The following is a 26,140-nucleotide window of genomic DNA, read 5'->3' as shown; positions in this document are numbered from 1 at the left end:
AAGCAGGCTATGACGAGAAGGGTTGGCTGGCACGGCTGTGCAGTTGCCATGCCTTTTGAGCTTTGCAATAACGGACCTCATAGTTCCCCGTCCCGGGTAATGATTATAGTTGGTTGATTTATGTGCAAAATCCTTGTGGTAGATCTGGATGGCACTCTTTTGAAGAGTGACATGCTGTACGAAAGCTTTTGGTCGGCTTTCGGACGGAACTGGCGCAGCCCGTTTCACTCCGCCGCGGCTCTGTTGGGTGGACGCGCTTCTTTGAAACGTTACCTGGCCGAAGAGGCCGAAATTGACGTCACCTCGTTGCCTTATGATCCCAAGGTGGTGGAGTACGTCGAGAAATGGCGCGCTGATGGCGGCAAGACCGCCCTTGTGACGGCCTCGGATGAAGGCATTGCCCAAAGCATCGGAGCCCATCTGGGTATTTTTGACGAGGTTTATGGCTCCGACGGGTCGCTGAACCTGAAAGGTGAAAACAAGGCCGAGTTTCTGGACGAACGCTTTGGACCGGGCGGATACGCCTATATGGGCGATTCCCACGCCGATCTGGCGGTGTGGCGAAGGGCCAATCTGGCGGTTTCCGTGAACGCGGGGCTGGGACTGGCGAAACAAGCGGAAGCGGTCGCACCCAAGGTCGAGCATCTGCACACACACGAAGTGACCGCCCGGTCCTATCTCAAGGCGCTGCGTCCGCATCAATGGATGAAGAACCTGCTGGTCTTTTTGCCGATGCTGGCGGCCCATCAACTGACGGGGCAGGTGTTTTGGTTGTCGTTGCTGGCTTTCATATCGTTCAGCCTGATCGCATCCAGTGTCTATGTTCTGAATGACTTGCTGGACCTTGCAGCAGATCGGGCGCATCCGCGCAAACGCGCGCGGCCGTTTGCTTCGGGCAGCATTCCGATTTCGTCCGGAACGTGGATGGCTGCCGGTTTGCTGATTTCAGGCTCGGTCATTGCAGCCACGGTCGGGCTGGAGTTTTTCCTGGTGATGGTGGCGTATTATGCACTGACGACCGGGTACTCATTGTATCTTAAGCGCCAGTTGGTCATCGACATCTGTGTCTTGGCCGGCCTTTACACGACCCGGATCGTGGCGGGTGGAGCGGCCACAGGGTTGGAGCTTTCAGTCTGGCTCCTGGCATTTTCGATGTTTCTGTTCCTGTCGCTTGCGGCGGTCAAAAGGCAGGCCGAGTTGGTGGACTATGCGGCACGCGGTAAACTGTCGGCAACCGGGCGCGGCTATCACGTGGATGACCTTCCGATTATCTCCATGATCGCCGTCAGCGCGGGTTATGTCGCCGTTCTGGTGATGGCACTCTACGTCAGCTCGCCGGCGGTGGTGCAGCTCTACTCCTACCCGCAGGCCCTGTGGGGCGTGTGTGCTGTTCTGCTGTTCTGGATCACCCGGACCGTCATGATTACGCATCGTGGCAACATGCACGATGATCCCGTGATCTACGCGGCCAAGGACCCGGTCAGCCTGCTTTGCTTTGCCATAATTTTGCTGTTCGTCGTCGCGGGGTCAATGCCGTGACGGTTCAGGGATTGATTCTGCGCTATTCCGCCTTTGCCATCGTGGCGATGGCCTTGAACCTGGCCGCGCAGCGCGCAGTCCTGTCGCTTGGCGAGGGTGGCTGGTACTTCGCGGCTGCAGTGTTTGCGGGTACTCTGGTCGGCCTTGTGGTCAAGTACACCCTCGACAAGCACTGGATTTTCTATGACCGGCAGACGGGACTGAAGGCCCATGGTCAGAAATTTTCGCTGTATACGGCGATGGGTGTGGTCACCACCGCAATTTTTTGGGGTACCGAGACGGCCTTTTGGGTGGTTTGGAAAACCGATCTCATGAGGGAGGTTGGCGCGGTTATCGGGCTGACAGTGGGTTACGTGATAAAGTACCATCTCGATAAGCGCTTCGTATTCAACACCGGCTCGGCGGAGGCGCGGGCATGAGGCTTTCCGGCTGGGGCAGGTACCCCGTTCTTGAGACCAGCGTGATCGCGCCGCGCAGCGTCGAAAGCCTTCGATCGGTCGTGCGGGAGGGACCCGATGTGATCGCGCGCGGCAATGGACGCGCCTACGGGGACAGCGCAATTGGGCGCACGACAACCGTACACACCCGGCATCTGAACAGGATGGTGTCCTTCGACAACCAGACCGGAGTGCTGGTTGCCGAGGCGGGGGTTCTGCTGGGCGACGTGATCGCAGCGTTTCTGCCCCGGGGTTGGTTTCCGATCGTTACACCGGGCACCAAATTCGTCACGATCGGCGGCGCCATCGCCGCAGATGTTCATGGCAAAAACCACCACCGTGTCGGTAGTTTCCGCCACTGTGTCGAATGGGTTGAGGTGATGGGCGATGATGGGGAAATCACCCGATGCAGCCGCGCCTCGAACAGCGCATTGTTCGACCACACCTTGGGCGGCATGGGCCTTACCGGGATCATCGTACGGGCCGCGGTTCGGTTGCAGCCGGTCGAGACAGGTTGGATCAAGCAAAAGACCATAGCCGCACCCAGCCTTCAGGATGCGATGAATGCATTCGAGGCCGCACAGGATGCAACATACTCGGTCGCGTGGATCGACTGCTTGTCCACAGGCCGAAACCTGGGGCGGTCTCTGGTGATGCTGGGAGAACACGCTGCGGTCTCGGACCTGCCGGGGCGGTATGCCAGGCAACCCCTGATCTGCCCGACCAAGCGCAAAAAATCCGTGCCGATGGATCTGCCGTCGTTTGCCTTGAACCGCCATACGGTTCGGGCATTCAACGCCGGTTACTATTGGATGGGGGTTCGAAACGGCGACACCAAGCTGGTGAACTGGGATACGTTCTTTTATCCGCTGGACGCCATATTGGGATGGAACCGTATCTACGGTCGTAGCGGCTTTGCCCAGTTTCAATGCGCGTTGCCTATCCACCGTTCACGCGCCGGTCTGACCGAGCTTTTGCAAGCTATCGCTGGCAAGGGCATGGGTTCGTTTCTGTCCGTGCTGAAACGGTTCGGCCCGCAGGACAGTCCGTTTTCCTTCCCCATGGAGGGATACACGCTGGCGCTTGATTTCCCGATTTCCGACAAAACGCTCATTCTCATGGACAAGCTGGATCGGATCACCCTGGAACATGGTGGACGGTTCTACCTGGCCAAAGACAGCAGAATGTCGGCCAATACTTTGAACAGATCAGACGATCGCGTGACCCGATTCCGCGAGGCGCGCAACGTCAATGGGTGGCGGGACCGGTTCCGCTCGGCCCAGTCAGAAAGGCTTGAAATATGACAATGGAACACGTTCTCGTTCTTGGTGCCCGGTCGGATATCGGCAAGGCCATCGCTCATGAGTTTGCCGAGCGGGGGCACCCGGTCCAGCTGGCCGCCCGGAATGCTGAGACGCTCGAGGCCGACAAGGCCGATATCGAACTGCGCTATGGTGTCGGGGCAACGTTGCACGAGTTCGACGTTCTGGAAACCGGCAGCTTCGATGGGTTCATCGATGCGTTGCCTGATTTGCCGGGGATCGTCGTGTGCGTTGTCGGGTACATGGGCGAGCAGACCGAGAATGAAGGGGACGCTGCCGCGGCTTCTCTGGTGATGCGCAGCAACTTCGAAGGGCCGGCTCAGATCCTCGGAGCGTTTGCCAACCGGTTTGAAGAGCGCGGATCGGGTACGATTGTGGGTGTCAGTTCCGTGGCCGGTGATCGGGGCCGGGCGACCAACTATGTTTACGGATCGGCCAAGGCCGGCCTGACTGCTTTTCTGTCCGGCTTGCGCAACCGGCTCGCCAAGAAAGGCGTGCATGTCGTGACGGTTCTTCCGGGATTCGTCGACACACAAATGACCGAAGGAATGGACTTGCCCGAGCGTCTGACGGCGCAGCCGTCCGAAGTTGCCGCCGCAACGGCCCGGGCGGTCGAGCGCGGTCGGAACGTGATCTACGTTAAGCCGATTTGGCAATTGATCATGGCGATCATCCGAAACATCCCCGAGCCGGTGTTCAAGAAGCTCAGCATCTGACCTCGCGTTGCCGGGTGGCCTCGTCACTCATTGCCGTCTTTAGACGAAGTCGCGCGCGAGTTGTCGCTGGCTGCGAGGGCCTGAATGCAGCCCACGACAAAAAACGGCATGAAGTACATGACCAGCCGACCGATATTGAACTGTACGTTCAACATGGCGATGAGCGAGAAAAACGCCAGCAGCGCCAAAACGTCCGTCCGGCGCAGGACCCGATTTGCAGCTTGACCAGTCACGGCAATCCACCAGCAGGCGGTCAGAACCAACAACGGCCAGACGTTCAGATACAGTCCTTTGACACTTGTGCTGCCTTTTAAAGTGGACAGCGCGCTGGAGATGAATTGCCCAATATCTCTCTGATTGTCGTTCACGCCCGGAAACGGAAATGCGGTAATGACAACCAGAAATCCAACGAACAGGCAAAACAGGGCGGCCGTGACCTTGGCCTCGTCGCTGCGCGAGGACATTATTGCCAATGCGCGCAGACCAAAGATCAGCAGCGTCACGATGATGATCTTTTCATTGATGAACGCGCCAAGAAACACGGTAAGAACAAACCACTTCCATTTCTTCTCGGCAGCCAACAAAAGGGCCACCGTCAATGGAAAGACCGATATGCCGTCATTGCCTTCCAGCGCCAGAAACTGCCCCAGAAACAGAACTGACGCGGCGCCGATGAATGCCCATTGCGCAGTGGTTCCAACACGCCGCAGCAAATAGGCGTAAACCAGAAGCGCCGTCAGGACCAGGTAGAAGACGTTGGCGGCACACATCGCGGCCAGAGCCTTGGCGTCGGCAACGCTGTCAGGAAGAAAGACTTCTCCTGACCCGGTAGACAGTGACACGAACGGCAGATTGTAGAACGGCAGCGCAAGTATGACCGAGCCTATGCGGTAAACATGCGGCGAAGGGGGAACGCGGCCACGCTCTTCATCCAGAAGATACAGCAGGTAGTGGGAATAGTCGTCGAAAGAGACCGCGCCGAAGTAAACGACGCGATATGTGTCGAAAAACATCTCTCCGGCGGCGACCGTAAAGACCAGCGCCAGAAACAAATGCCAGCGGAACTCGCTGATTGATGACGATTTGCTTTGCAAAGAAGAATAACCAATCACGCTGTGAACTCACACGAACAGGAAAAAACAAATAACCGATTGTCAGAAAACAAAAAATCTTCGAACTCAGCGACCTGATAGATCATACTTGACGCGCCGCGGACCGGTCAACACGGTGCGACACCCATAGTTGCGGGGTCAAGCCGGGGAAATTTTCGGGTTCTACGTCATATGTGCGTCCCGGCGCCGGGGTCGGGCGCATAACGCTTGACAACAGCGGTACGGGCAACAAACCATCGTGACTGTTGGGAGAATTCGGGAAAATTTGAGCTCATCCGTTGCCTGCTCATGCGGATTGTCATAATGGCTCGTCCCCCGGACAAGGGGCCTTTGGCCTGTCTTCCGTCCACAATAAGAATCTTGGGAGTTCCTAAATGATCAAGAAAAGCAAGCTCAGCCTCGGCGCGGTCGTGACCGCTGCCCTCATGGCTCCGGCGGCTTATGCCGAAGAATTCATCACCATCGGCACCGGCGGTGTGACCGGCGTGTACTATCCCACCGGTGGCGCGATCTGCCGTCTGGTGAACAAGGGCCGCAAAGAACATGGCGTGCGTTGCTCGGTCGAATCGACGGGTGGATCGGTCTACAACATCAACACCATTCGCGAAGGCGAGCTGGAATTCGGTGTGGCCCAGTCCGACTGGCAGTACCATGCTTACAACGGCACGTCGAAATTCGAGGAAAACGGCCCGTTCGAAGAGCTGCGCGCCGTATTCTCTGTCCACCCCGAGCCGTTTACGGTGGTGGCCCGTGCCGATTCCGGCATCAAGAACTTCGAAGACCTGAAGGGCAAGCGCGTCAACATCGGCAACCCCGGTTCGGGTCAGCGCGGCACCATGGAAGTTCTGATGGAAGCCCTGGGCTGGACCACGGATGACTTCGAACTGGCAACTGAGCTGAAGGCCGCCGAACAGTCGGCCGCGCTGTGTGACAACCAAATCGATGCGATGGTCTACACCGTCGGCCACCCGTCCGGTTCGATCCAGGAAGCCACCACTGCGTGCGACTCGGTTCTGGTGAACGTCAGCGGCGAAGCCGTTGACAAGCTGGTTGCCGACAACTCGTTCTACCGTACGGCCACCATCCCCGGCGGCATGTATCGCGGTTCGGACGCTGACACCCAGACCTTCGGTGTGGGCGCGACCTTCGTGACTTCGGCAAACGTGTCTGACGATGCGGTGTACGCGGTTGTCAGCTCGGTCTTCGAGAACTTCGACGACTTCAAAAAGCTGCACCCGGCCTTCGCCAACCTCAAGCCTGAGGAAATGATCAAGGACGGTCTGTCGGCTCCGCTGCATCCGGGCGCCGAGAAGTACTACAAAGAAAAAGGCTGGATCCAGTAATCCACCTTCAAGTCCAGAAACGAGGCGCTGTTCGCGCCTCGTTTTCACCGGTGAGAGGCCGGTAATACCAAAACTGCGCCGGAAACCGGCCGTTGGACGGGGAGACATTTGATGAGCGCTGATCAACAGGGCAATCGTCCGTTATCCGAAGAAGAACTACAGGAACTGGTCGCATCCTCGGATGCGGGGGCGCGGGACCCGGCTGGCAATGTCGGCTTGTTCCTGGCGATCGTGGCCGCGATCTGGTCGATCTTTCAAGTCGTTCTGGCGTCACCGATTGCCAACTATGTGCTGCCCGGCAGCGTTGTGAACAACGCGCGTCAGTTTCATTTGGCCTTCGCGATGTTCCTGGCCTTCGCGGCTTATCCAGCGCTTAAATCCAGTCCGCGAAACTATATTCCGATCCAGGATTGGATCATGGGTGTACTGGGGGCCGGTGTTGCCCTTTACGGCTATTTCTTCTATGACAAGATCGTCAATGCGGGCGGTCTGGCGGATGATGTCGACAAGTGGATCGCCCTCGGTGGCTTGATCCTGCTGTTCGAAGCCGCGCGGCGCGCGCTTGGCCCCGCCATGGCGATCATTGCGACGATCTTCCTGGCCTATGTGTTCTTCGGCTCGTCCGAGTGGGTGCCCGAGGTGATCCGCTGGAAAGGCGCTAGCCTGAAAAAGGCGATGAGCCACATGTGGATCACGTCCGAGGGTGTGTTCGGCATCGCCTTGGGTGTTTCGACGAAATTCGTGTTCCTCTTCGTTCTGTTCGGCGCTTTGCTGGATAAGGCCGGGGCAGGGAATTACTTCATCAAGATGGCCTTCGGCGCGCTGGGTCACCTGCGCGGCGGTCCGGCCAAAGCCGCCGTTGTCGGTTCGGCCGCAACCGGCCTGATTTCGGGCTCGTCCATCGCCAACGTCGTCACCACCGGCACCTTCACCATCCCGCTGATGAAGCGCGTAGGCTTTACCAGCGAGCAGGCCGGCTCGGTCGAGGTTGCAAGTTCGGTCAACGGCCAGATCATGCCGCCCGTGATGGGCGCCGCCGCCTTCCTGATGGTGGAGTACGTGGGCATCTCGTATGTCGAGGTCATCACCCACGCCTTCCTTCCGGCGGCGATTTCCTACATTGCGCTGGTCTACATCGTCCATCTCGAGGCCGTGAAGCGGAACATGCCCACTCTGGGCGACCGCGACGTGCATCTGGCGCGGACGGTCGTGGGGATGCTGATGTTCTTCCTGGTGTTTGCGGGGCTCTGCTATGGTTCGCAGTTCCCGGTGGATGCTGTCACAAGCTGGGCGCCGTCCAGCGCTGGTCTGATCCTGAGCCTGGCGGTGTGCGCCGTCTATGTTGCTCTGCTGTACCTGGCGGCTCAGGTTCCCGACCTTGAGCCCGATGACCCGAACGCGACCGAAGTGAAGCTGCCGGTGATCTCCGAGATCTACAAGGCCGGCCTGCATTACCTGCTGCCGATCATCGTTCTGGTCTACTTCCTTATGATCGAACAGAAGTCGCCGGGTCTGTCGGCCTTCTGGGCGACCGCGCTGCTGTTCGTGATCCTGCTGACGCAGAAACCGCTCAAGGCGATCTTCCGGGGGCAGAGCAATCTGGCAAACTCCTTTGTCGATGGGGTTGCCGATCTGTGGCAGGGCCTGATCGACGGCGCGCGCAATATGATCGGCATTGCGCTGGCCACGGCCACGGCAGGCGTGATCGTCGGCACCGTGACCCTGACCGGTGTGGGGCAGGTGATGGCCGATCTGGTCGAGTTCCTGTCCGGCGGCAATCTGATCCTGATGCTGGTGATGGTCGGGCTGCTCAGCCTGATCCTGGGCATGGGTCTGCCGACCACGGCAAACTATATCGTCGTCAGCTCGCTGATGGCGGGCGTTGTGGTCGAACTGGGCGCGCAAAGCGGCCTGATCGTGCCGCTGATCGCGGTGCACCTGTTCGTGTTCTACTTCGGCATCATGGCCGACGTGACGCCTCCTGTGGGTCTGGCCAGCTTTGCTGCGGCCGCCGTATCGGGCGGTGACGCGATCAAGACCGGCTTCACTGCGTTCTTCTACAGCCTGCGTACCGTGGCGCTGCCTTTCGTGTTCATTTTCAACACCGACCTGCTGCTGATCGATGTCACTTGGGTTGAGGGGATCATAGTGGCCATATTCGCCACGATTGCGATCCTCGTGTTCACGGCCGGAACGATGGGCTACTTCCTGACCCACAGCCGCATCTACGAAAGCGTTGCGCTGATTGCGATCGCCTTCGCGCTGTTCCGGCCGGACTATTTCATGGATCGCATCTCGCCCTCGCACCTCGAGGTCGAGCCGGCCGGATTCGTGCAGGCCATTGGTGAGGCTGAACCCGGCACCGACGTGCGGGTGGTGGTCAGTGGTCCGGATTTCGACACCGGCAACATGACCGAGACGACGGTCGTCGTCACGGTGGGGGCCGAACCCGATGGTGCGGCGCGTGTTGATGCCATGGGCTTTTTGCTGATCGAGGAAGATGGCCTGGTGAAGATGGACGAACCTATGTTCGGCTCGCCCATCGCCGATGACCTAGCCAATTTCGACTATTACGCGGACGAGCCGGTGCGTATCGCATCCGCCGATCTTCCGGTCAGCCAGCCGCCAAAACAGTTGATCTATATCCCGGCCATGCTGCTGCTGGGGTTGATCGCCTTCCTGCAACGCGGCCGTGCCGCCAGACAAGAGGTGCCCGCATGACAAAGTCCGTCCTGTGCGCCGTTGATATCAGCAACGGCAATATCGATGCTCCTGTCCTGAAAATTGCCGCGAAACTGGCCGATCTCGACGGGGCGCAGCTGGACGTGGTGACCGTTCTGCCGGATTTCGGTGAAAGCTGGGTGTCCGGCTTTTTCCGGCCCGACTTCCACGACAAGGCGCAGCACGAAGCGCATGACAAGCTGGTTGAGCTGTGTGTCGATGCGATCGGGTCGGAGCGCAACGCCACGATCCGCCATGTCGTTGCAACCGGCACGGCCTATCAGGAGATCCTGAAGACCGCCGAAAGCGCCGGCAGCGATTTGATCGTGATTGGTGCGCACAAGCCGGATTTCAAGGACTACCTGCTGGGGCCGAACGCGGCGCGAGTGGTGCGCCACTCGAACGTCTCGGTCTACGTGGTCCGCTAAGTCCCGCTAATACCCGGTCATCTCAAGGTAGCCGCGCCCGTTGTGGCTGCCTGACACGGTGACCGGTCCCTCCCAGTATTGAAAGCGCGTTCCCATCCAGGCTTGGGAGTTCTGAGCTCGGACGCGAATGTCCAGATCCTCGCCCGGGATGGACACGCGCCAATCTGTCGGAACATCGCGGTCCGCCACCCGGCTGGTTTCCAGTGGCGTGAAGATAACCGATCCGTCCGGCAGACTGCGGCTGGAACCGTCCGCGTTGATCCAGGTGGCCGAGGTATAGTCCCCACGTCCGCCGCGCAGGCGAAACGCCATCAACTTGTCGCCGTCCTCGAAACTGAGTGAGAACCAGTCCCACCCGGATTGATCGGCGGCCAAAGGCTGCGAAGACCACTCGCGGTCCAGCCATCCGCTCCCAGTGACCGCCACATCGCCGTCGGGCAGATGTAGCGTGCCTTGGACGGCGTAGCCCGGCTGGGAATAATAGTAGCTGGCCTGCCCATCAGCGGATTTCACGGAAAACCCATTCTCACCATGAAAAACCAGCGGCCCCGAAGCAGACAGGTTCAGGTCGTACCCGAAATCGGCTCCGTTTGCAGTCAGGGTCAGGGTCTGGAGCGTTGGTCCTGCCATGCGCCATTCGTCGATCCATGCTTCGAACGGGTCGGCTGTGACACCGGCCTGACCAATTCCACCACGAGACAGGCGCTCGGCAAAAAAGTGGCGTTCCGGAGTTGTCAGCGCGGCATGGCCCATCCAGATCTGTGGGCTTTGCCAGCTGGCGGTTTCAAATGGCTTCAAGGCAGAGCGAAACAGAGTCCACTGTATGCCGTAGTCCCGACCGTCCTCCCCGGTCAGGTTGGCCGTCAGGTACCACCATTCGATCCGATAGGACGGATGCGGGCCGTGGTCGGCGGGGAATTCGAACTGGTACTCTGGTTGTGGTACGTCAAACCCGTCGGCTGAACCGCCCAAACCGGCAAACCCCTGCGCCATTGCCGCAAGGGGCCAGAACAGCGCACACACGAGTAGTTTAGCGTTCATTGGCAAAGACCCTCAGCAGATCGGCCGGCGGTACCCGCCGAAGCCGCCAGGCAGGCAGCGCCGCGGCAAGGGCGGCGGCCACAAGTGTCCACAGCATGAGCTGCACCCATGACGACGGGAAAAGGTGCATGGGTAGCCGCCATCCAAACGCCTCGACATTGATGACGGCCAGCAGAATCCAAGCCAGTGCCAGACCCAGCGGCAAGGCGAGGCAGGCGGTAAGGAAAGCCAGAACCATGCTCCGCGCCAGTTCCAGTTTCGACAGATGCGACAGCGTCAGCCCCATTGCCCAGACCGGAGCGACCTGAGGCAGCCGCTGGGTCCAGAGCGTAAGCAAGCTGGTTAGAATGGCGAAGCCGGCCACGCCAAGCGTCAGGATGTTCAGCGCGGATGTCACGACAAATGTCTTTTCGAAGATCGCCATGGACTGCGCCTTCACCGCGGCCTGCCGGATGATCGCGCCGGGGTCCAGATCAAACCTGTTCTGCAGATCCGCCGCCAGCTCATCTACGCGCTCCGGAGCGATGCGAATACCAAACCGTCGGTTTTCGGCATTTGGCGCGATCCTGCCGAACAGGTCCATTGAGACGATCCCTTGCCCGGTCGGATTGCCGTAGTCGGAATAGACGCCAGCGATTGCCAGAGTGTGATCGGCGTTGAGCGCAATCGAATCCCCGGGCCACAGATCAGCACGGCGGGCCAGTTGTTCGTTGATCAGGATGGCGCCGTCGGCCAGAACCTTGGTCCATACGTCCGGGACAGCGGCGACAAGGGGCCAGTTGTCCCGGTAGGTCGCGTGATCGACCACTCCGTACAGAAACAGCGGGCCTGTTGGATGATCCAGCTCCACATTCCGTATCGGTAGGACTGCGTCAACGCGCGGGGTCAGCCATGTCTCGATCTCGAGACCTTGATCCGAGTCCTTTGCCGTGATGTACAGCTCGGCCATCAGGCGCTGGTCCAGCCAACCGACGAAGGTAAGCCGGAAGCTGGACACCATGGTTCCGACACCGATATTGGCGGCCAGGGCCAGCAGCAGAGCCATCAGCGCAAGCGACAGGCCCGGCAGCTGGGCCTGCATGTCGGCCAGCACCCACTGCCGAACCGGGTCACGGGCGCGCCCCGCGCACAGGTGCAATATGCTGGACAGAACCAGAGGCAGCAAAAGGGCGCTGCCGGTCAGAATGCCTGCCATCAGAGCGAAACCAGCGACCAATCCGTCAAAGAGCAGAAAGATCACGACCCCGCCAAGAGCGAGCCCAACACCCGCCAGTCCGGTCACGACGGCTCGTGTGCTGCGGCCACGCCATGCCTGCAAGCCTGGGCCGGACAATACCGGCATTCGGCCCAGACGCCACAGGGCGTATCCGCTGGCCGCTAGGGTTCCTGCGATGGACATACCCAGTCCGGTCAGCACCCAACCGCTCCTCAGTTGCAACTGACCATCCACCGGAGCCCCATAGAGCCCGCGCAGGGTTGCGGCGACATCGGGCAACAACGCTCCGGCCAAGAAGAAACCCAGTAGAAGGCCCATGGATCCACCGATCAAAGCCAGACCTACAAGTTCGGCCAGAATGATGCGGGAAAGCGTCCCCATCGGGACTCCCATCGCCCGCAGACTGCTGACCATTCCACGACGCTGCGCAAAGGCCAGTCCAACCGTTCCATGCACGATGAACAGCCCTACGGCGAAGGACAGCAGGCCGAACGCGGAAAGGTTAAGGTGGAAGCTGTCGGTCAGGCGTGTAGTGTCGACGCTGTTGGAAGGGGGCTGACGGTTCAGCTCCGGCGCAACCTGGGACAGGGGCGCAATGCCGCGAGGCTGATCGGGCAGGATGGCAAGTCGCGAAATCTCACCCGGTTTGTTCAACAGTGTCTCAGCCACGCCGATATCGGTCAGAACCACATTGGGGGGAAGCGCAGTGCTGGCGATCGCCGGTGGAAGATCGGGCTGATCCTGCAGCATTGGCACCAAGTCTGGTGGCGCCAGCAGTCGGCCGGGCGCGGTCAGCATGGTCGCCGGGTCGGGTGGGGCTTCTTCCTGTTCCAGTCGCGTTACCGCCGGAAGCGGCGGGTAGGAGACAAGGTCTACTCCGGTCAAAAGAACCGATCGGTCCCCAACCCTGTACCGACCTTCCAGAACGGCCGCGACCTGCCATCCGGCGCGACGCAGATTTACGTATGTGTCCAAAGAAATGTGGCCGGATGGATGCCGCAGCATCGCCATCTGCCCAAGCGCCAATTGTTGGTTGGCACGCGCATAGCTGGCACGGGCTTCGGCGTTGATAGCCTGGACCGCCGACCAAAGGCCTGTCGCAAGCGCGATTCCGATCAGCAGCGTGGCCAGTTGGATACGGTGCCAACGCCAATGCGACCAGAGGGCCTGGATCACGGTGCGAGTCATGCGATCCGCCCGTTTGCAAGATGTGCCGTTCGATCAAGCTGGGCCGCAATCACGGGCGAATGCGTGACCAACAGCAGGGCTGCCCCGGTATCCGCAACCAAGGACAGCATCAGGTCCAGAACCGCCGCGCTTGCAGTCTCGTCCAGGTTTCCCGTCGGCTCGTCCGCCAGCAGCAGCTTGGGCCTGACGGCAAGGGCCCGGCCAATCGCGACCCGCTGTTGCTGGCCGCCCGACAGATGTTCGGGATAGCGTTGGGTCAAATCGGCGAGACCGAGCGTCGCGGTCAGATGCGCGAGCCACTCGGGGTCAACGCGATTTGCCAGCCGGGCATGAAATGACAGGTTCTGCGCAACCGTCAGCGACGGGATCAGATTGAATTGCTGGAACACCAGGGACACGTCTTCGCGCCGTAGCAATGCGCGGCCGCGATCGTCCAGTCGCGACAACGCCGTGCCATCCAAAACGATCTCACCGCTGTCAAAACTGTCGAGCGCGCCGGCAAGGTTCAGCAACGTGCTTTTGCCGCTGCCACTTTCGCCGGTGATGGCAAGCGTCTGACCGCGTTCCAGCGACAACGATACGTCGTTCAGGACAGGCCGCCCGCGCGGGTAGGTTTTGTGGATATTCTGTATTTCCAACAACATGATCAGTCTCACCTGGTGCGCTCTACAATGTGCGGCGCGCCGATCCGCTGTCCAGCCTTCAAAAAGTTTCGGTTCTTTTCGTCGCATGACCGCCCGCTGTCCGGCCTTGTGCCTTGAGAGCAGAGCCGCCATTGTGCAGTTTCAGTTTCCGGGCCGATGCAGGGTATCACCATGACATTGTCGCAGCAGATCCTTTGGGGCAGCTTCTATCTGGGGCTGTGTTTCCTGATCGAGATCGGGCTGCTCACATGGTGCACCATCATGGTGCGCAAGGTGATCGACAGATGGGAAGGGCAGGGAACCTTTCTGCCCACGGCAGGCCCGATCGCCTTGGCGCTGGCCGTCATCGTGGCGACGCATACGATTCAGGTGTGGATCTGGGCGATCGTCTGGGTGATGGGAGATGTCCTGCCGGACTGGAACTCGGCCCTTTATTTTTCGCTCGTGACCTTCACGACGCTGGGCTATGGCGACATTGTATTGGGCGAGGGCTTGCGGATTTTCGGGGCCTTTGCCTCGGTCACCGGATTGTTGGCCTTTGGTCTTTCCACAGCATTCATGGTCGCGCTGATGACGCGCGTGTTCCAGGAACGGTTCCTGACCTAGAGGATCGGCGAGAACAGCCGCGCCAAAGGCGCGCCATAGCGGATATGCGGCGGTTGCTGGGCGAGGCTTCTGGACATTTCGTAGCTGGCTTCGAAATCGGTCTTCAGCATGTCCTCGGCGGCAGCGGCTGCCCGGTTGTCGAAGAACAGCGCCATCGCTTCGAAATTCAGACGGAACGAGCGGTTGTCCAGGTTGGTGGTGCCAACTGCGGCCAACGTGTCGTCCACCAGAATTACCTTTTGGTGCATGAACCCGTCGGTATAGCGGAATACGCGCACGCCGGAATCCCGGATTTCATCGAAATAGGCAAAGGCGGCCAACCAGGGCAGGCGGTGGTCGATCATGTCCGGCACCAGAATGCGGACGTCGACGCCGCGCAGTGCGGCATGTTCCAGTGCCGTCATCACGTCGATATCCGGCACGAAATAGGGTGATGCGATCCACAACCGCTCCTGTGCCGCAGCGATCGTGGAAAAGAACATCAATGACCCCGTTTCAGTCGCGTCGCCCGGTCCGGTGGCGACCAGCAGCGCGTTCATGTCCTGATCGGATTCCGATCCGGCCCAGTCCAGCACGTCAATCAGGTCTTCTCCGCGGGCCCAGTGCCAGTCCTCGGTGAAAATCAGCTGCAACTGACGAACGATATGGCCGGTCATCTTGATGTGGGTGTCCCGCCAGCGGCCGAAATAGGGGTCCTGTCCCAGGTATTCGACGCCCACATTGTGCCCGCCGATGAACCCGGTTTCGCCGTCGATGATCACGGTCTTGCGGTGGTTGCGGTAGTTCAACTGAAACCGGAACTTCGGCCCGCGCTGGTCGCGTGGATCAGCGACATCCACACCGGCCGCGCGCAGCTCCTCCAGGTATGAGGACGGCAGGCCATAGCTGCCTACTGCGTCAGTCATGAACCGGACGCTGACCCCGCGTTTGGCCGCATCGATCAGCCTGTCTTGCAGTTCCAGCCCCAGCGCGTCATCGCGCACGATGTAGAACTGAATGAGGACGTAGTTTTTGGCCGCATCGATCGCGCGGAAGATGGATTGGAACGTCGCCTCTCCGTCGATCAACAGTTCGGCCCCGTTGCCGCGGGACAGGGGCAGGTGAGCCAGCGCTTCAAACGGGCGCGGATTGACGGTCAGCGTCGCTGGATCGGGTTTCGAGTGATCGGCAAAGCTGCGGATCCCTTCGACCACGCGCTCGCTTTCCTTGCGGGCGATCCGATACCCTTTGAACCGGTGATGTCCCAGAAACAGGTATAGCGGCACCGCCAGAAACGGTGCCGAAAGCAGAAACACCACCCATCCCACGGCACCCTGCGGGGTGCGCGCCGTCTGGGCGGCCCGTACTGCGAAAAACACCGCTACACAGTAGATGGCAAAGACGGACAGCGAGGCGATGAATGTCCACATGTGTGTGCCGACCTTTCCGCGCTTTAGTTCGAGCCGGTGAAAACCCGGGACCAGTCTTTGGCCATATCCACGATAACCCAGCCCATTTCTGGGCCTTTGTCCAGCCCGTCGACAAGCCGCCCGATGTGGCTGCCGCGATCATAGGCCCATTCCCGTTCGGCATCTGTGTGGTGGATCAGAACGCCCATCCGCGGCCCGTCGCCGGCGGTGGTCCATTCCAGCATGGCAAAATCACCGTCCGAGTTCCCGACCGCCAGGATCGGGCGTTTCCCGATCGTACGCTCGATGTTGATTGGCTTGCCCTCCTTGTCGTCGATGAACGCCAGCGCGGGCGCCTTCATGATCGTGGGCGTGCCGTCGACAAGTTCGTAGGTGCTGTCCGCATAGGTACCCAAAATCTGGTTGGGCGGTATCCCATAGGCGTCCTCGGCGAACACGCGCATGAAATGCAGGCCTCCGCCCGAAACTATGTAGGTCGTGAACCCCTCGTCGCGCAGATACCGGAGCAGTTCGACCATGGGCTGATACGTCATCTGGTCATAGGCCAGCCCCGTATCGGGATGGCGTTCCGTCTGGAGCCATTCGGCGACGGAAGCCTGGAAGGCATCGACGCTGAGCCCCGAATGCGTGGCGCTGACGACTTCGATCAAGGCATCTTCACCGCCCTTCAGCACGGTTTCAGCGTCGCCCTTGGCCGCGGCCTCCAAGGTCGGCGTGGTCAGGATCGAGGGGTCGTCCTGCGCCATCTCGGCCAACTCATCCATGGCGTAGATGAACTGGAAATATACCGGCTGCTCGGCCCAGAGCGTCCCGTCATTGTCAAACACCGCCACCCTGTCTGCAGGGGTGACATAGCCGTCCGAGTTCGGCGTCGTCACCGTATCGACAAAGGCGATGATCCGTTCCTTGGCCGGACTGTCGGTCCAACTGGGCAGAGGGTCCGCCGCAAGGCCCGCAGGCAACGCGAAAACGGCGGCTGAGAAGATCAGGCGGAACATGAAATATCCTTTCGCATCAAAGAAATGAGGGTCGCCGATCAAGCCGGCGACCCTCGAGAGTAGAACCGACCTTTATCAGTTGTTGGTCGGCGTCAGCATCTTTTCCATCACCTGATCCAGGCTGAAGCTCGCCGCCTTCTGGCGCGGCGGGAACTCCTGGAAGGTTGCGAGGAAATTCGCCACGTATTGCTGCGCGGGCACCAGGAAATACACGCGGTCGATCATCCAGTCGTAGTAGGTGTTGGACGTGCGATATCCGCGTTCATAGGGATCGCGGCGCAGATTCACGATGATCGGAACGCGCAGTTCGGTCCACGGCTCCATCCAGGCGCGCAGGGTGGCCCAGGCCTTCTGCTCCAGGAAGATCAGCTTCCAGTCTCCGAAGCGCAGCGCCGTCATGTCGCCGTCATCCGAGAAATAGAAGATCTCCTTGCGCGGGCTTTCTGTGGTTTCACCCGTCAAGAGCGGCAGGATGTTGTAGCCGTCCAGATGCACCTTGTAGTCGCGACCCATCCCCGAGGACGAATAGCCTGCCTTCAGCTTGTCCTTGATCTCGGGGTCTCCGGCCGCCGCCAGATAGGTCGGAAGCCAGTCCATGTGATGCACGATCTCGTTGGTGACCGAACCGGGTTCGATCTTGCCGGGCCAACGCACCATCGAGGGCACGCGCCAGCCGCCTTCCCAGTTGGTGTTCTTTTCGCCCCAGAACGGCGTGGAAGCAGCATCGGGCCACGTATTGTAGTGCGGTCCGTTGTCTGTCGAGTAATGAACGATCGTGTTGTCGGCGATGCCCAACTCGTCCAGCAGATCGAGCAACTGGCCCACATGCATGTCATGTTCGATCATGCCGGCCGAGTATTCGTCCATCACACGTCCGGTCAAGTCATTGGCCTGCTGGCGCATCTCGTCTTTGACATGAGTGCGGAAGTGCATGCGCGTTCCGTTCCACCAGACATAGAAGGGCTGGCCTTGCTCGTGGGCCCGCTTGATGAAGTCGATCGCCGCAGCCACCGTTTCCTCATCCACGGTCTCCATCCGCTTCTTGGTCAGCGGTCCGGTATCTTCGATGGTTCCGTCGGCCTTGGACTTGATGACGCCACGGGGACCAAAGGCTTCGCGGAAAGTCCGGCCATCGGGCAAAACGGTGTCACCCGGATAGTCTTCGTTCTCGGGCTCCTCTTCCGCGTTCAGGTGGTAGAGATTTCCGAAAAACTCGTCAAATCCGTGGTTTGTCGGAAGATGTTCATCTTTGTCGCCCAGGTGGTTCTTGCCGAATTGACCGGTGGCATAGCCGTGGTCCTTCAACAACCCAGCAATGGTCGGATCTTCGACCTGCATACCAAGATCGGCACCTGGCAGGCCAACCTTCGACAGCCCTGTGCGGAACACTGACTGACCCATGATGTAAGACGACCGCCCTGCGGTACAGGACTGCTCACCATAATAGTCGGTGAAGATCATACCTTCATTCGCGACCCGGTCGATATTGGGCGTACGGTATCCCATCATGCCTTTGGTATAGGCCGAGATGTTCGACTGACCGATGTCGTCGCCCCAGATGACCAGAATGTTGGGTTTCTGATCTTGCGCCCAGGCCGGCGCGGCCAGCGCGACAGAAACCGTAGCAACTGCCAATCGTCGCAGTCCTCTGCGCCATAGATGCGTTAAATTTCCCTGTGATGACATCTTTTTCTCCTTATGTGGTCAGGCAAAAACGGCCTTGCAGGAAAGTCAAAAAGGGGAAAATGCGTCCCCCGATCCGTCAATCATTCAACACGCCCTTCGCAGGTCAGGCGGTTCGGCAAAAAGGGGGAATCAAGACAAGCCCCTCTAGGCAATTGATAACTATCACAAAGACCAATCTAAAAATACTTATGTTTGAAGATAGCGCCCTGGGATTTGGCTCAGATTGGGTTGACGTAAGGTAAGTAATTGGCAGCCGCGTCAGGGATTGAGCTGAGGCAAAGCGGATTGAGAGTGGCCTAGGGGGCGGGCGATACGGTCAAGGCAATCTCGGACCTTGCTCCAGTTTTCCGCTTGCTGATCGCCGCCGCCATATCTGGACGCGCCGATTTCGGCCAGAGAAGCCTCGAATTCAGCAGTGTCTGGCGGGTCGGCCAGTCGCCGTTTCCAGACTTCCAACTTTTGATAAACACGGGCCAAGTCTTGTCGGCGCACAGCCTGCTTGAGTTCCGAAAAGGCATGCGCTGCCGAGGCCAGCCTGCGTTGCCTGGCCGCTGCCCAGCGTGCCAAAAGAACCGGATGTAGTTTGCGAAAAACAAACCATAATATCACGACCCCAATGAAGAAATAGCCGACCAGCTGCAGAACGGTTTCCCGGTCCGGAGGCTGCCAAGGCGGCGGCGCAAGAACGAGGTCGACGGAATCGGCGCGCGCAGTTTCAACCTTGTTGGTCTTGAGGTTGAACCAATCGATCTCGACAGCCGGCAATTGGGTCTGTCCGCCGTCCTGAGCCACATAGGTCACGCGGTCGGTTCGTTGGCCGGACAAAACACCCCGGTCTTCGGTTTCCGTCAATCGGGGCTCATTGGGATAGGCTCGCAACAATGGGTCCTCGATCTCGGGCAACAAAGGCGGGATCATGATCGGGGTCGTTCCGGTGATCTTTGCCGTCAGGGTGCGGGTCAGTGCGTCTCCGGTTTGAAGGCTGGTATCGCCCTCAATCTCCTGCGACAGTTCGAACCCGTCAGCGATTATCAGGGGATCCAATCCTCGGGCTGCGTCAGGAATCCCGACTGTCAGGCGAACGGCAGGCAGGGGAACCGAGACCTGAACGGGATCGTTGGTTTCGGGATCGGCAAATGTCACCTGCACCTCGGCCGCCGCAAATTCATACGTACCGGGGGCCAACGGATACAGCCGATAGCTGCGCTGAACCCCGGACCATGTTTGGCCTTCGACGCTCTCGCTGACCGGCCCCGAAGCGCGATCGGGCAGGCGTACCAGAAGGTTTTCCTGTTCAAGCGATGGAAAGACCGGCGGATTTGGCATGTAGGTCGGCACCAGCACCTTCAGGCGAACGATAGCGTGCTGGCCGACGATTGTCGGATCCGGTGGCACTTCGATCGTGACGCGGGGCTGGATGTCTGGTGCTTGCGCCGAAGCCTGGGCGGGCCACAGAAGCAGCATCAAGAGCGCGAAGTACCTCATTGGGAACGCTCCTGATTTTCAAGAACAAACCGGCTGCGCAGGAAGTCCTGCATGTCGGTGTCGATGGCGCTGATCCACTGGTCGGCCGACAAGGGCGCGGCGTCCCCGGTCTCGGCCTGTTGCGTGGTGTCCGCGCCCAAACCGGCTTCGTTGTCGAACACCACGTCATCCGCCCCGATGCCCGCCTCCTCGCCGGTATCGGATTGCTCGCGGGTGGATTCGACCTCGGCCAGAATGGCCTGGGCGACGGCCAGGTTGTACGCGGCCTCCGGCCAATCCGGGCGGCGCTCCAGCGCGGTTTCAAAGGCTGCGATGGCCGGGCGATACTCTCGATTTCGGATGCGGGCCATGCCTTCGGCAAACGCTGCTTCGGGCGTGGAAAGCTGGGCAAAGGTCTCGGAGGCTTCGGCATATTGCCCGGCTTTCAACTGGGCGTAGCCTCGGTGATACGGATCGTTAAACAGCGTGCTGGCGGCGGCGTAGTCCTTGCGGTTCATGGCGATCTGGCCCTGCTGGTCCGGGGTCAGGAACCAGTCCCGCCAACCGTCTGCGCGCGCGCCGGTCGGTGGCAGTAACAGCAATGTCACAAACCCCCAGCGGATGACCCAGCCGCGTCGGAACCACAGCAGCGCGATCAAGGCGACGGGCCAGGCCAGGATCCAGGCGCGGTCCTGCCAGTCGACGCGGTCATCCTCGCCCAATGCCGCGGAAAAACTGCGGGTGATCGCGCGGTTCAGCCGGGAGACGTCACGGTCGTCGCCCGAGAAGGGAACGATCGTGGCGCTGCGCAGGCCGTCCAGTTGCGGAATCTGGCGGCCATTCGGAAGCATTGTCAGAAAAAACAAAGGGGTATCAGATTGTCCCAACGCGGAAACCTGTTGCGGATCGATATCGTCGAGTACGAAGAGAACCGCGCCTGTGCCTGTCTGATCGCCCAGAATGTCCTGCGCCAGCGTCAGCGCGTCACCGGCGGCATCGCCCGCGACCGGCATGACCGCCGGGGTCAACCCTTCGAGCAAGGGGCGCAGGATGTTGGCGTCTTCGGTCAGCGGCGCGACCCGGTGCGCCGTTCCGGCATAGGCGATCAGGGCGGTGGGCGCACCTGCGCGGGTGTTGATCAGATCGGTGATCTTCAACTTTGCACGGTCCAGCCGTGACGGCGCCAGGTCGGCCTCCTCCATGCTGTCGGTGACCTTGAGCGCGATCACCAGCGGCGCGGTGTCCGCGATCAGAGGGTTCGGCGCCCGTGACCATGTCGGCCCCGCCACGGCAAGGGTCAGAAGGCCGGCGGCGAGCGCGGCGAGGTCCGGCGGACCGACTCGCCGTTGATCTTGGGCCCCCAGACGCAGTGCCTGCGCCAGGTGGGGCGCGATGCCCGCAGGCAGGTCCGAGCTGCCCGATCTGCGCGGCCGGGTCAGCCGCCAGACAGCGGCAATAGGCAGCAACAGCAGCAACCAGTAGGGGCGCAGGAAATGAAACTGGGCCAGAGCGTCGATCATGCCGCGCGCCTCCGGCCCTGTGAAAGGCGAAAGCCCAGGGTGCTGGCGAGGATGAGGAGCAGCGCCGCCGCCAGTGGATAATGCGCAAGGCTGACCCTCGGGCGGTAGCTTTGGGTTTCCACCACGCGGGGGTTCTGGGCGTCGATCTGTTGGTAGACCTCGGCCAGGGCGGTCTCATCATCGGCAAAGAAATATTGGCCTTGGGTTTTGTTGGCGATGTCCTTCAGCGCGTCCAGGTCGACCCGGTCTTCGCCCGTGGCATTCGGGTCGCCGACGCCAATCGTGTAGATCACGACCCCCTTGTCCGCCGCAATCGACGCGGCATTGACCGGCGTCATGCGGCTTGAGGTGTCGGCACCGTCCGACAGGACGATCATCAGGCGTTGGTCCACCTCGCTCGACTCGAAGGTGCGGATGCCCAGCCCGATCGCATCGCCCAGCGCCGTGTTCGGACCCGCCATGCCGACGGCGGTCTGATCCAGAAAGCCGTTGAGGCTTTGCAAATCCTCGGTGAACGGGGCCTGAACGAAAGCGCGGGTGCCGAAGATGATCAGCGCCATCCGGTCGCCTTCGCGCGCGGCGATGAAGGCGCGCAGAACGTCCTTGACGGCCTCCAGCCGCTGCTTGGGCGAGCCATCTGCGGCCTTGAAGTCGCGCTGGTCCATCGAACCCGAGATGTCCACGGCCAGCACCACGTCGCGGGCGGATTTCTCGATGACGATCGGGTCGCCCAACCGTTCGGGCCGGGCCATTGCCAGAACCAGCAGCACCCAGATCAGGATCGCCAGACCGGCTTGCATCCGCGTCCGTCTCAGGGTTACCGAGCCGGATTGCGGCTCGGCCCCGGCCGCTTGGGCGACGTGGCGAAAGAACGGGATGCGAATGGCATCGACCCGTTGCCGGTGTGGCGGAGCAAAGAAATAGACCAGTGCCGGCAGTGGCAGCAGAAGAAACACCCAAGGCGCGGCGAAACTGAACATCAGACCGCCCCCTTGGCCCGATGCGACTTGATCCAGTGCCGCGCCAATTCGGCGGCATCCGGGTCGGTGACCCCCTTGCGGTATGGGGCGGCCGCCAGATTGCCGAGGGCCGAGGCGGAAAACCCGGACAGGTCAGCGGTTTGGCCAAGAAAATTCGTCCAGTCGGCACCGGTTAAACCGGCCACCTGAGACCGGGGAAAGGCGACAAGCGCCGCGCGGCGCACGATCTCGGCGGTTTTGGCCGGGTCATTCTGGCACCGGTCCAATTCCTTCAGTGCAAACCGCCGATAGGCATTTGCCTGCCGGTGCCGCCAGATCGTTACGAGGACCATACCAAGCACCAGCAACAGCGCCACCGCCAGAACAACCCAGCCCCAGGTCTGCGGCACCATGGAAATCGGTGCCGGCTCGGGCGCCGGTTTCAGCATGTCCAGCAGTTCGACCAGCGATTTGGCTTCGGTGTCCGGGGTCATGACCGCCCCCGTTGGTGGCCGAACAGCCTCAGGATCTGGGCCAAAGCGGGCTCGGCCGTTGTCAGCGGGACGACGGGAAACCCGTATCGGCGCGACCAGGATTGCAGCTGCGCCAGCCGCTGCTCCATCGCCTGGGTCACGCGGTCCGACATTTGGCGGTCTGACGCGTCCAGTTCGATCTGCTGGTCGCCGTCCGAGACCGTCAGCCGAAGCTCGGGCGGCATGTGGCGCGAGATCGGGTCGGAGATGTCGAACAGGATCAGGTCATTGGAATGGGCCAGGCGGCGCAGCAGCCGTTCGGACCCGTCGGTCAGGCCGTCAAAATCCGAGAACACGCAGACCAAGGCATTGGTATGTGCGATGCGCGCAGCCTGTTGCAGCACCTGGTTCAGCGAGACCGTGGCTTGTGGGCGCAACCCGGCATGCAGGCTGCAATTGAGTGCGCCGAGCGAGGACAGAAACCGCCGCAAAGCCGCCGGGCGGCGCTGTGGCCGATGTTCGGCCAGGTCGGTATCGCCGAACACGATCCCGCCGACGCGGTCGCCTTGCGCCAGAACCCGATGGGCGGCGATGGCCGCAGCCTCGGCCGCCACCACCGATTTCATGTAGACTTTTGTGCCGAAGAACATCGAGACCCGCTGATCCACCAGCAGCAGCGCCGGGCGGTCACGCTCTTCGGTATAGACGCGCACATGCGGCTCGCCGGTTCGGGCCGTCACTTTCCAGTCGATTGTGCGGATGTCGTCGCCGGGCAGATAGCTGCGCAGTTCCTCGAAATTCAGGCCGCGCCCGCGCAGGCGCGAGGTATGGCGGCCGTTCAGCACCGAATGGGCTGGCTGTCGGGGCAGAAGGCTGAGCGCGCCGGTGCGCCCGCCGAGGCTCAGCAGGTGGCGGGCATCAACATGGATGCGTGGGTCGCGGGATGTCGCTGCGGTCGGGGACACGCGGCTCTCCTTTGTTGCGATCAGGGCAGGGCGACGAGCTTTAGGATCTCGTCGATCACGTCATCGGCGGTCTTGGCGTCCCCCTGCGCTTCGAAACTCAGCGTGATGCGGTGGCGGAACACGTCATGGGCAATGGCACGGATGTCCGCCGGGTCCACATAGTCGCGCCCGTTCATCCAGGCATGGGCCCGGCCGCACTTGTCCAGCGCCAGCGACGCCCGCGGGCTGGCGCCGATCTCGATCCACGCAGCGAGGTCATCGCTGAGCGCGGACGGCGTCCGGGTGGCTTGAACCAGATCGGCCATGTACCGATCCATCGCATCCGAGACATGGATCTTCCCGATCTCCTGCCGGGCGGCAAAAACGGCGTCCTGCGGGATCGGTGAGGGTTTCCCAGCGGTGGTCCCGGAATTGGCGGCGGTGTCTTCGCCGCGGACCAGACGGATCACCAGCACCTCGTCCTCGACGGGGGGGTAGGTGATCTGAACATGCATCAGAAACCGGTCCATCTGCGCCTCGGGCAGCGGATAGGTCCCTTCCTGCTCGATCGGGTTCTGGGTGGCCATAACGATGAACAGCGGCTCCATCTTGTGGGTGGTGCCTGAAACGGTGACCTGCCGTTCCTCCATCGCCTCAAGTAGCGCAGCCTGAACCTTGGCCGGCGCGCGGTTGATCTCGTCCGCCAGGACGATGTTGGCGAAGATCGGGCCGGGCTCGAACCGAAAGGTGCCGCCCGCTTCGGTCTGGGTATAGACCTCGGTCCCTGTGACGTCGGACGGCAGCAGGTCGGGCGTGAACTGGATGCGGCTGAACTCGGCATCAAGATTGCGCGCCATCGCCTTGACGGCACGGGTTTTGGCCAGGCCCGGCAAACCTTCGATCAGCAGGTTCCCGTTGGCCAGCAGCCCGATCAGAAGGCGGTCGATGACCTGAGTCTGTCCAATGATCGATTGGGCCATCCGGGCTTTGAGATCGTTGATTTGGTCAAGCGGTGTCATGGCGGTCCAATCATCAGAAACGGTCAATCATGCGTTTGCGCCGGACCCGCTGGATCTTTTCGGTCAATCCATTGCAATATTTGAAAGTTAGCAGCGCACTCGTGACCGATCCACCCCCGATTTCAGGGTGTTCAACCCTGATCAGGGCCGTGCCGACTTGACGTCGTCGGCCAAACGTCCATCCAGCGACATCAGGACGGCGATCGGGCGCAGGGCCGGAATGTGACTGAAGATGATCAGAATGCACACGGTCAACGGAACGCTGAGAAACGCGCCGATCAGGCCCCAGACCGTGGTCCAGAAGGTCAGTGCGAGGATGACCAGAAATGTCGACATGTTCAGCGAACGGCCCAGCAGGGCCGGGTCAAGGAAGTTGCCGATCAGGAACTGGATCGTGCCGCACCCGAAGACGATGATCAGGAACGGGCCGATCGTCTCGAACTGAACAAGGGCGATCATCGCGGGAAAGATCACCGCGATGATCGAGCCGATTGATGGGATGAAGTTCAGGGCAAACGTCAGAACGGCCCAGGTTTCCGCGTATTCCAGACCCAACACGCGAAAAACCGAATAGCTGATTCCAGCGGTAACGAGGCTGATGAAGGTTTTGACCCCGACGTAGCGCTGCAAGCTGAAGGTAATCGCATCCAGAACCGAAGAAAGCTCGGCTCCGGTGACGGGGTTGCCCGCTGCAATCCGCAGCTTTTTGCGGAAGGCCAGCCGCTCGGCCATCAGGAAGGCCACATAAAGGCTGATCAGGAAGAACTGGTTTAGCATCGAGGTGGCGCTGCCCAGCAAAATCCGCGCGACCGAGGTCATGTCGATGCTGATCAGGTTGTCCCGGACAAAAGCGGTGACATCATTCCCGACCAGACCGGTGACGCGGTTGATCACGCCGTCGAACTGGCTTTCATAGGTGCCCGCGGTTCGCGCGAACTGCGTGGCCTGACTGCCGAGGATGTAGGTGATCATGAACAGGCCTGCCAGAACCACTGTGACTGCGGCCAGGTTGGCAAGCCAGACCGGAGCGCGGGTCAGTGCGATCACCCGATCGCTGAGTGCGATGATCAGCACGTTGATCAGCAAGGCCATGGTCAGCGGAACCAGAAAGCTGGCGCCTGCGTAAAGCCCCAGAACCACAAGCGTCAGCACGATGGTGACGTCGCGAACGACACTCAACCTCAGCGGTGTGCGGGTGGGGGGCTCTGATGGCGTCATGCGGGGCCTCGGCTATACCGGTGCAAGCCGGCAGCGATTGGAGTTTTGTGGGGCAATCCTGCACAGGCAGCGGGCTTTATGCAATCGGGCCAGACAGTTATTCGGGAGATTCTCGTGCAATTGGCACATTGGCCGGT

The 26,140-nt window shown here is 60.8% G+C and carries 22 protein-coding genes; 8 read left to right on the top strand and 14 right to left on the bottom strand.

Annotated features, from left to right (window positions below):
* Positions 1-120: 120 nt before the first annotated feature.
* Genes GOW72_RS13415 through GOW72_RS13400 form a run of 4 tightly spaced genes read left to right on the top strand, consistent with a single transcriptional unit; the run spans position 121 to position 4,014 of the window.
* On the top strand, positions 121-1,539 hold the full coding sequence (locus tag GOW72_RS13415; RefSeq protein WP_170367160.1) for a UbiA family prenyltransferase: 1,419 nt from the start codon (positions 121-123) through the stop codon (positions 1,537-1,539).
* The gene (locus GOW72_RS13410) at positions 1,536-1,958 is read left to right on the top strand and encodes a GtrA family protein (protein ID WP_170338477.1); all 423 of its coding nucleotides are present in this window, start codon (positions 1,536-1,538) and stop codon (positions 1,956-1,958) included. The genes GOW72_RS13415 and GOW72_RS13410 overlap by 4 nt, the downstream gene beginning before the upstream one ends.
* Entirely contained in the window at positions 1,955-3,280 is a 1,326-nt protein-coding gene (locus GOW72_RS13405; protein WP_170367159.1) for an FAD-binding oxidoreductase, read from the top strand. The genes GOW72_RS13410 and GOW72_RS13405 overlap by 4 nt, the downstream gene beginning before the upstream one ends.
* Positions 3,281-3,282: 2 nt before the next feature.
* A complete protein-coding gene (locus GOW72_RS13400; RefSeq protein WP_244952411.1) occupies positions 3,283-4,014 on the top strand; it encodes an SDR family oxidoreductase in 732 nt (243 codons plus the stop codon).
* 23 nt (positions 4,015-4,037) lie between these two features.
* Here the strand turns inward: GOW72_RS13400 and GOW72_RS13395 are convergent, their stop codons facing one another.
* On the bottom strand, positions 4,038-5,027 hold the full coding sequence (locus GOW72_RS13395; protein WP_170367158.1) for a hypothetical protein: 990 nt from the start codon (positions 5,025-5,027) through the stop codon (positions 4,038-4,040).
* Between the two features lie 473 nt (positions 5,028-5,500).
* Between GOW72_RS13395 and GOW72_RS13390 the strand changes: the two genes are divergently transcribed.
* From GOW72_RS13390 to GOW72_RS13380, 3 genes are all read left to right on the top strand, one after another.
* Positions 5,501-6,469 (top strand): TAXI family TRAP transporter solute-binding subunit, encoded by a 969-nt coding sequence (locus GOW72_RS13390; protein ID WP_170338481.1) that lies wholly within the window; start codon positions 5,501-5,503, stop codon positions 6,467-6,469.
* A 111-nt stretch (positions 6,470-6,580) separates the two neighbouring features.
* Complete coding sequence (locus GOW72_RS13385) at positions 6,581-9,190, top strand: TRAP transporter permease (RefSeq protein ID WP_170367157.1); 2,610 nt, start codon at positions 6,581-6,583, stop codon at positions 9,188-9,190.
* Positions 9,187-9,618, top strand: coding sequence for a universal stress protein (locus tag GOW72_RS13380; protein WP_170367156.1), 432 nt, complete (start codon positions 9,187-9,189; stop codon positions 9,616-9,618). Before GOW72_RS13385 ends, GOW72_RS13380 begins: the two co-directional genes overlap by 4 nt.
* Before the next feature lie 6 nt (positions 9,619-9,624).
* On the opposite strand, the gene GOW72_RS13375 is transcribed toward GOW72_RS13380, so the two are convergent.
* From GOW72_RS13375 to GOW72_RS13365, 3 genes are read right to left on the bottom strand one after another with little or no spacing between them, the layout of a single operon-like run.
* Positions 9,625-10,659 carry a lipocalin-like domain-containing protein gene (locus GOW72_RS13375; protein ID WP_170367155.1) on the bottom strand — a complete coding sequence of 345 codons (1,035 nt, stop codon included), beginning with the start codon at positions 10,657-10,659 and terminating at the stop codon, positions 9,625-9,627.
* The gene (locus tag GOW72_RS13370; protein WP_170367154.1) at positions 10,649-13,063 is read right to left on the bottom strand and encodes an ABC transporter permease; all 2,415 of its coding nucleotides are present in this window, start codon (positions 13,061-13,063) and stop codon (positions 10,649-10,651) included. The genes GOW72_RS13375 and GOW72_RS13370 overlap by 11 nt, the downstream gene beginning before the upstream one ends.
* Positions 13,060-13,707 carry an ABC transporter ATP-binding protein gene (locus GOW72_RS13365; RefSeq protein ID WP_170367153.1) on the bottom strand — a complete coding sequence of 216 codons (648 nt, stop codon included), beginning with the start codon at positions 13,705-13,707 and terminating at the stop codon, positions 13,060-13,062. Before GOW72_RS13365 ends, GOW72_RS13370 begins: the two co-directional genes overlap by 4 nt.
* Positions 13,708-13,878: 171 nt before the next feature.
* Between GOW72_RS13365 and GOW72_RS13360 the strand changes: the two genes are divergently transcribed.
* Positions 13,879-14,313 carry an ion channel gene (locus tag GOW72_RS13360; protein WP_170338490.1) on the top strand — a complete coding sequence of 145 codons (435 nt, stop codon included), beginning with the start codon at positions 13,879-13,881 and terminating at the stop codon, positions 14,311-14,313.
* On the opposite strand, the gene cls is transcribed toward GOW72_RS13360, so the two are convergent.
* The 10 genes from cls to GOW72_RS13310 form a co-directional block, all read right to left on the bottom strand.
* Positions 14,310-15,722 (bottom strand): cardiolipin synthase, encoded by a 1,413-nt coding sequence (gene cls, locus GOW72_RS13355; protein WP_170367152.1) that lies wholly within the window; start codon positions 15,720-15,722, stop codon positions 14,310-14,312. The two genes, GOW72_RS13360 and cls, sit on opposite strands and share 4 nt — an antisense overlap.
* Positions 15,723-15,745: 23 nt before the next feature.
* The gene (locus tag GOW72_RS13350) at positions 15,746-16,720 is read right to left on the bottom strand and encodes an HAD family hydrolase (RefSeq protein ID WP_170367151.1); all 975 of its coding nucleotides are present in this window, start codon (positions 16,718-16,720) and stop codon (positions 15,746-15,748) included.
* A gap of 75 nt (positions 16,721-16,795) precedes the next feature.
* A complete protein-coding gene (locus GOW72_RS13345; protein WP_170367150.1) occupies positions 16,796-18,406 on the bottom strand; it encodes an arylsulfatase in 1,611 nt (536 codons plus the stop codon).
* Positions 18,407-18,664: 258 nt separating this feature from the next.
* A complete protein-coding gene (locus GOW72_RS13340) occupies positions 18,665-19,891 on the bottom strand; it encodes a BatD family protein (RefSeq protein ID WP_170367149.1) in 1,227 nt (408 codons plus the stop codon).
* Positions 19,888-21,390 (bottom strand): VWA domain-containing protein, encoded by a 1,503-nt coding sequence (locus GOW72_RS13335; RefSeq protein ID WP_170367148.1) that lies wholly within the window; start codon positions 21,388-21,390, stop codon positions 19,888-19,890. Before GOW72_RS13335 ends, GOW72_RS13340 begins: the two co-directional genes overlap by 4 nt.
* The gene (locus GOW72_RS13330) at positions 21,387-22,370 is read right to left on the bottom strand and encodes a vWA domain-containing protein (RefSeq protein WP_170367147.1); all 984 of its coding nucleotides are present in this window, start codon (positions 22,368-22,370) and stop codon (positions 21,387-21,389) included. The genes GOW72_RS13335 and GOW72_RS13330 overlap by 4 nt, the downstream gene beginning before the upstream one ends.
* Positions 22,370-22,843, bottom strand: coding sequence for a DUF4381 domain-containing protein (locus GOW72_RS13325; protein ID WP_170367146.1), 474 nt, complete (start codon positions 22,841-22,843; stop codon positions 22,370-22,372). The genes GOW72_RS13330 and GOW72_RS13325 overlap by 1 nt, the downstream gene beginning before the upstream one ends.
* The gene (locus GOW72_RS13320) at positions 22,840-23,787 is read right to left on the bottom strand and encodes a DUF58 domain-containing protein (RefSeq protein WP_170367145.1); all 948 of its coding nucleotides are present in this window, start codon (positions 23,785-23,787) and stop codon (positions 22,840-22,842) included. The genes GOW72_RS13325 and GOW72_RS13320 overlap by 4 nt, the downstream gene beginning before the upstream one ends.
* Positions 23,788-23,807: 20 nt before the next feature.
* Complete coding sequence (locus tag GOW72_RS13315; protein ID WP_170367144.1) at positions 23,808-24,785, bottom strand: AAA family ATPase; 978 nt, start codon at positions 24,783-24,785, stop codon at positions 23,808-23,810.
* Between the two features lie 141 nt (positions 24,786-24,926).
* Positions 24,927-26,003 carry an AI-2E family transporter gene (locus tag GOW72_RS13310; RefSeq protein WP_170359158.1) on the bottom strand — a complete coding sequence of 359 codons (1,077 nt, stop codon included), beginning with the start codon at positions 26,001-26,003 and terminating at the stop codon, positions 24,927-24,929.
* Positions 26,004-26,140: the final 137 nt, after the last annotated feature.

It is taken from the genome of Ruegeria arenilitoris (assembly GCF_013032855.1).
Lineage (GTDB): Bacteria > Pseudomonadota > Alphaproteobacteria > Rhodobacterales > Rhodobacteraceae > Ruegeria > Ruegeria arenilitoris.
The sequence above is the reverse complement of the archived record's forward strand: the minus strand, read 5'-3'. Positions and strand labels throughout refer to the sequence as shown.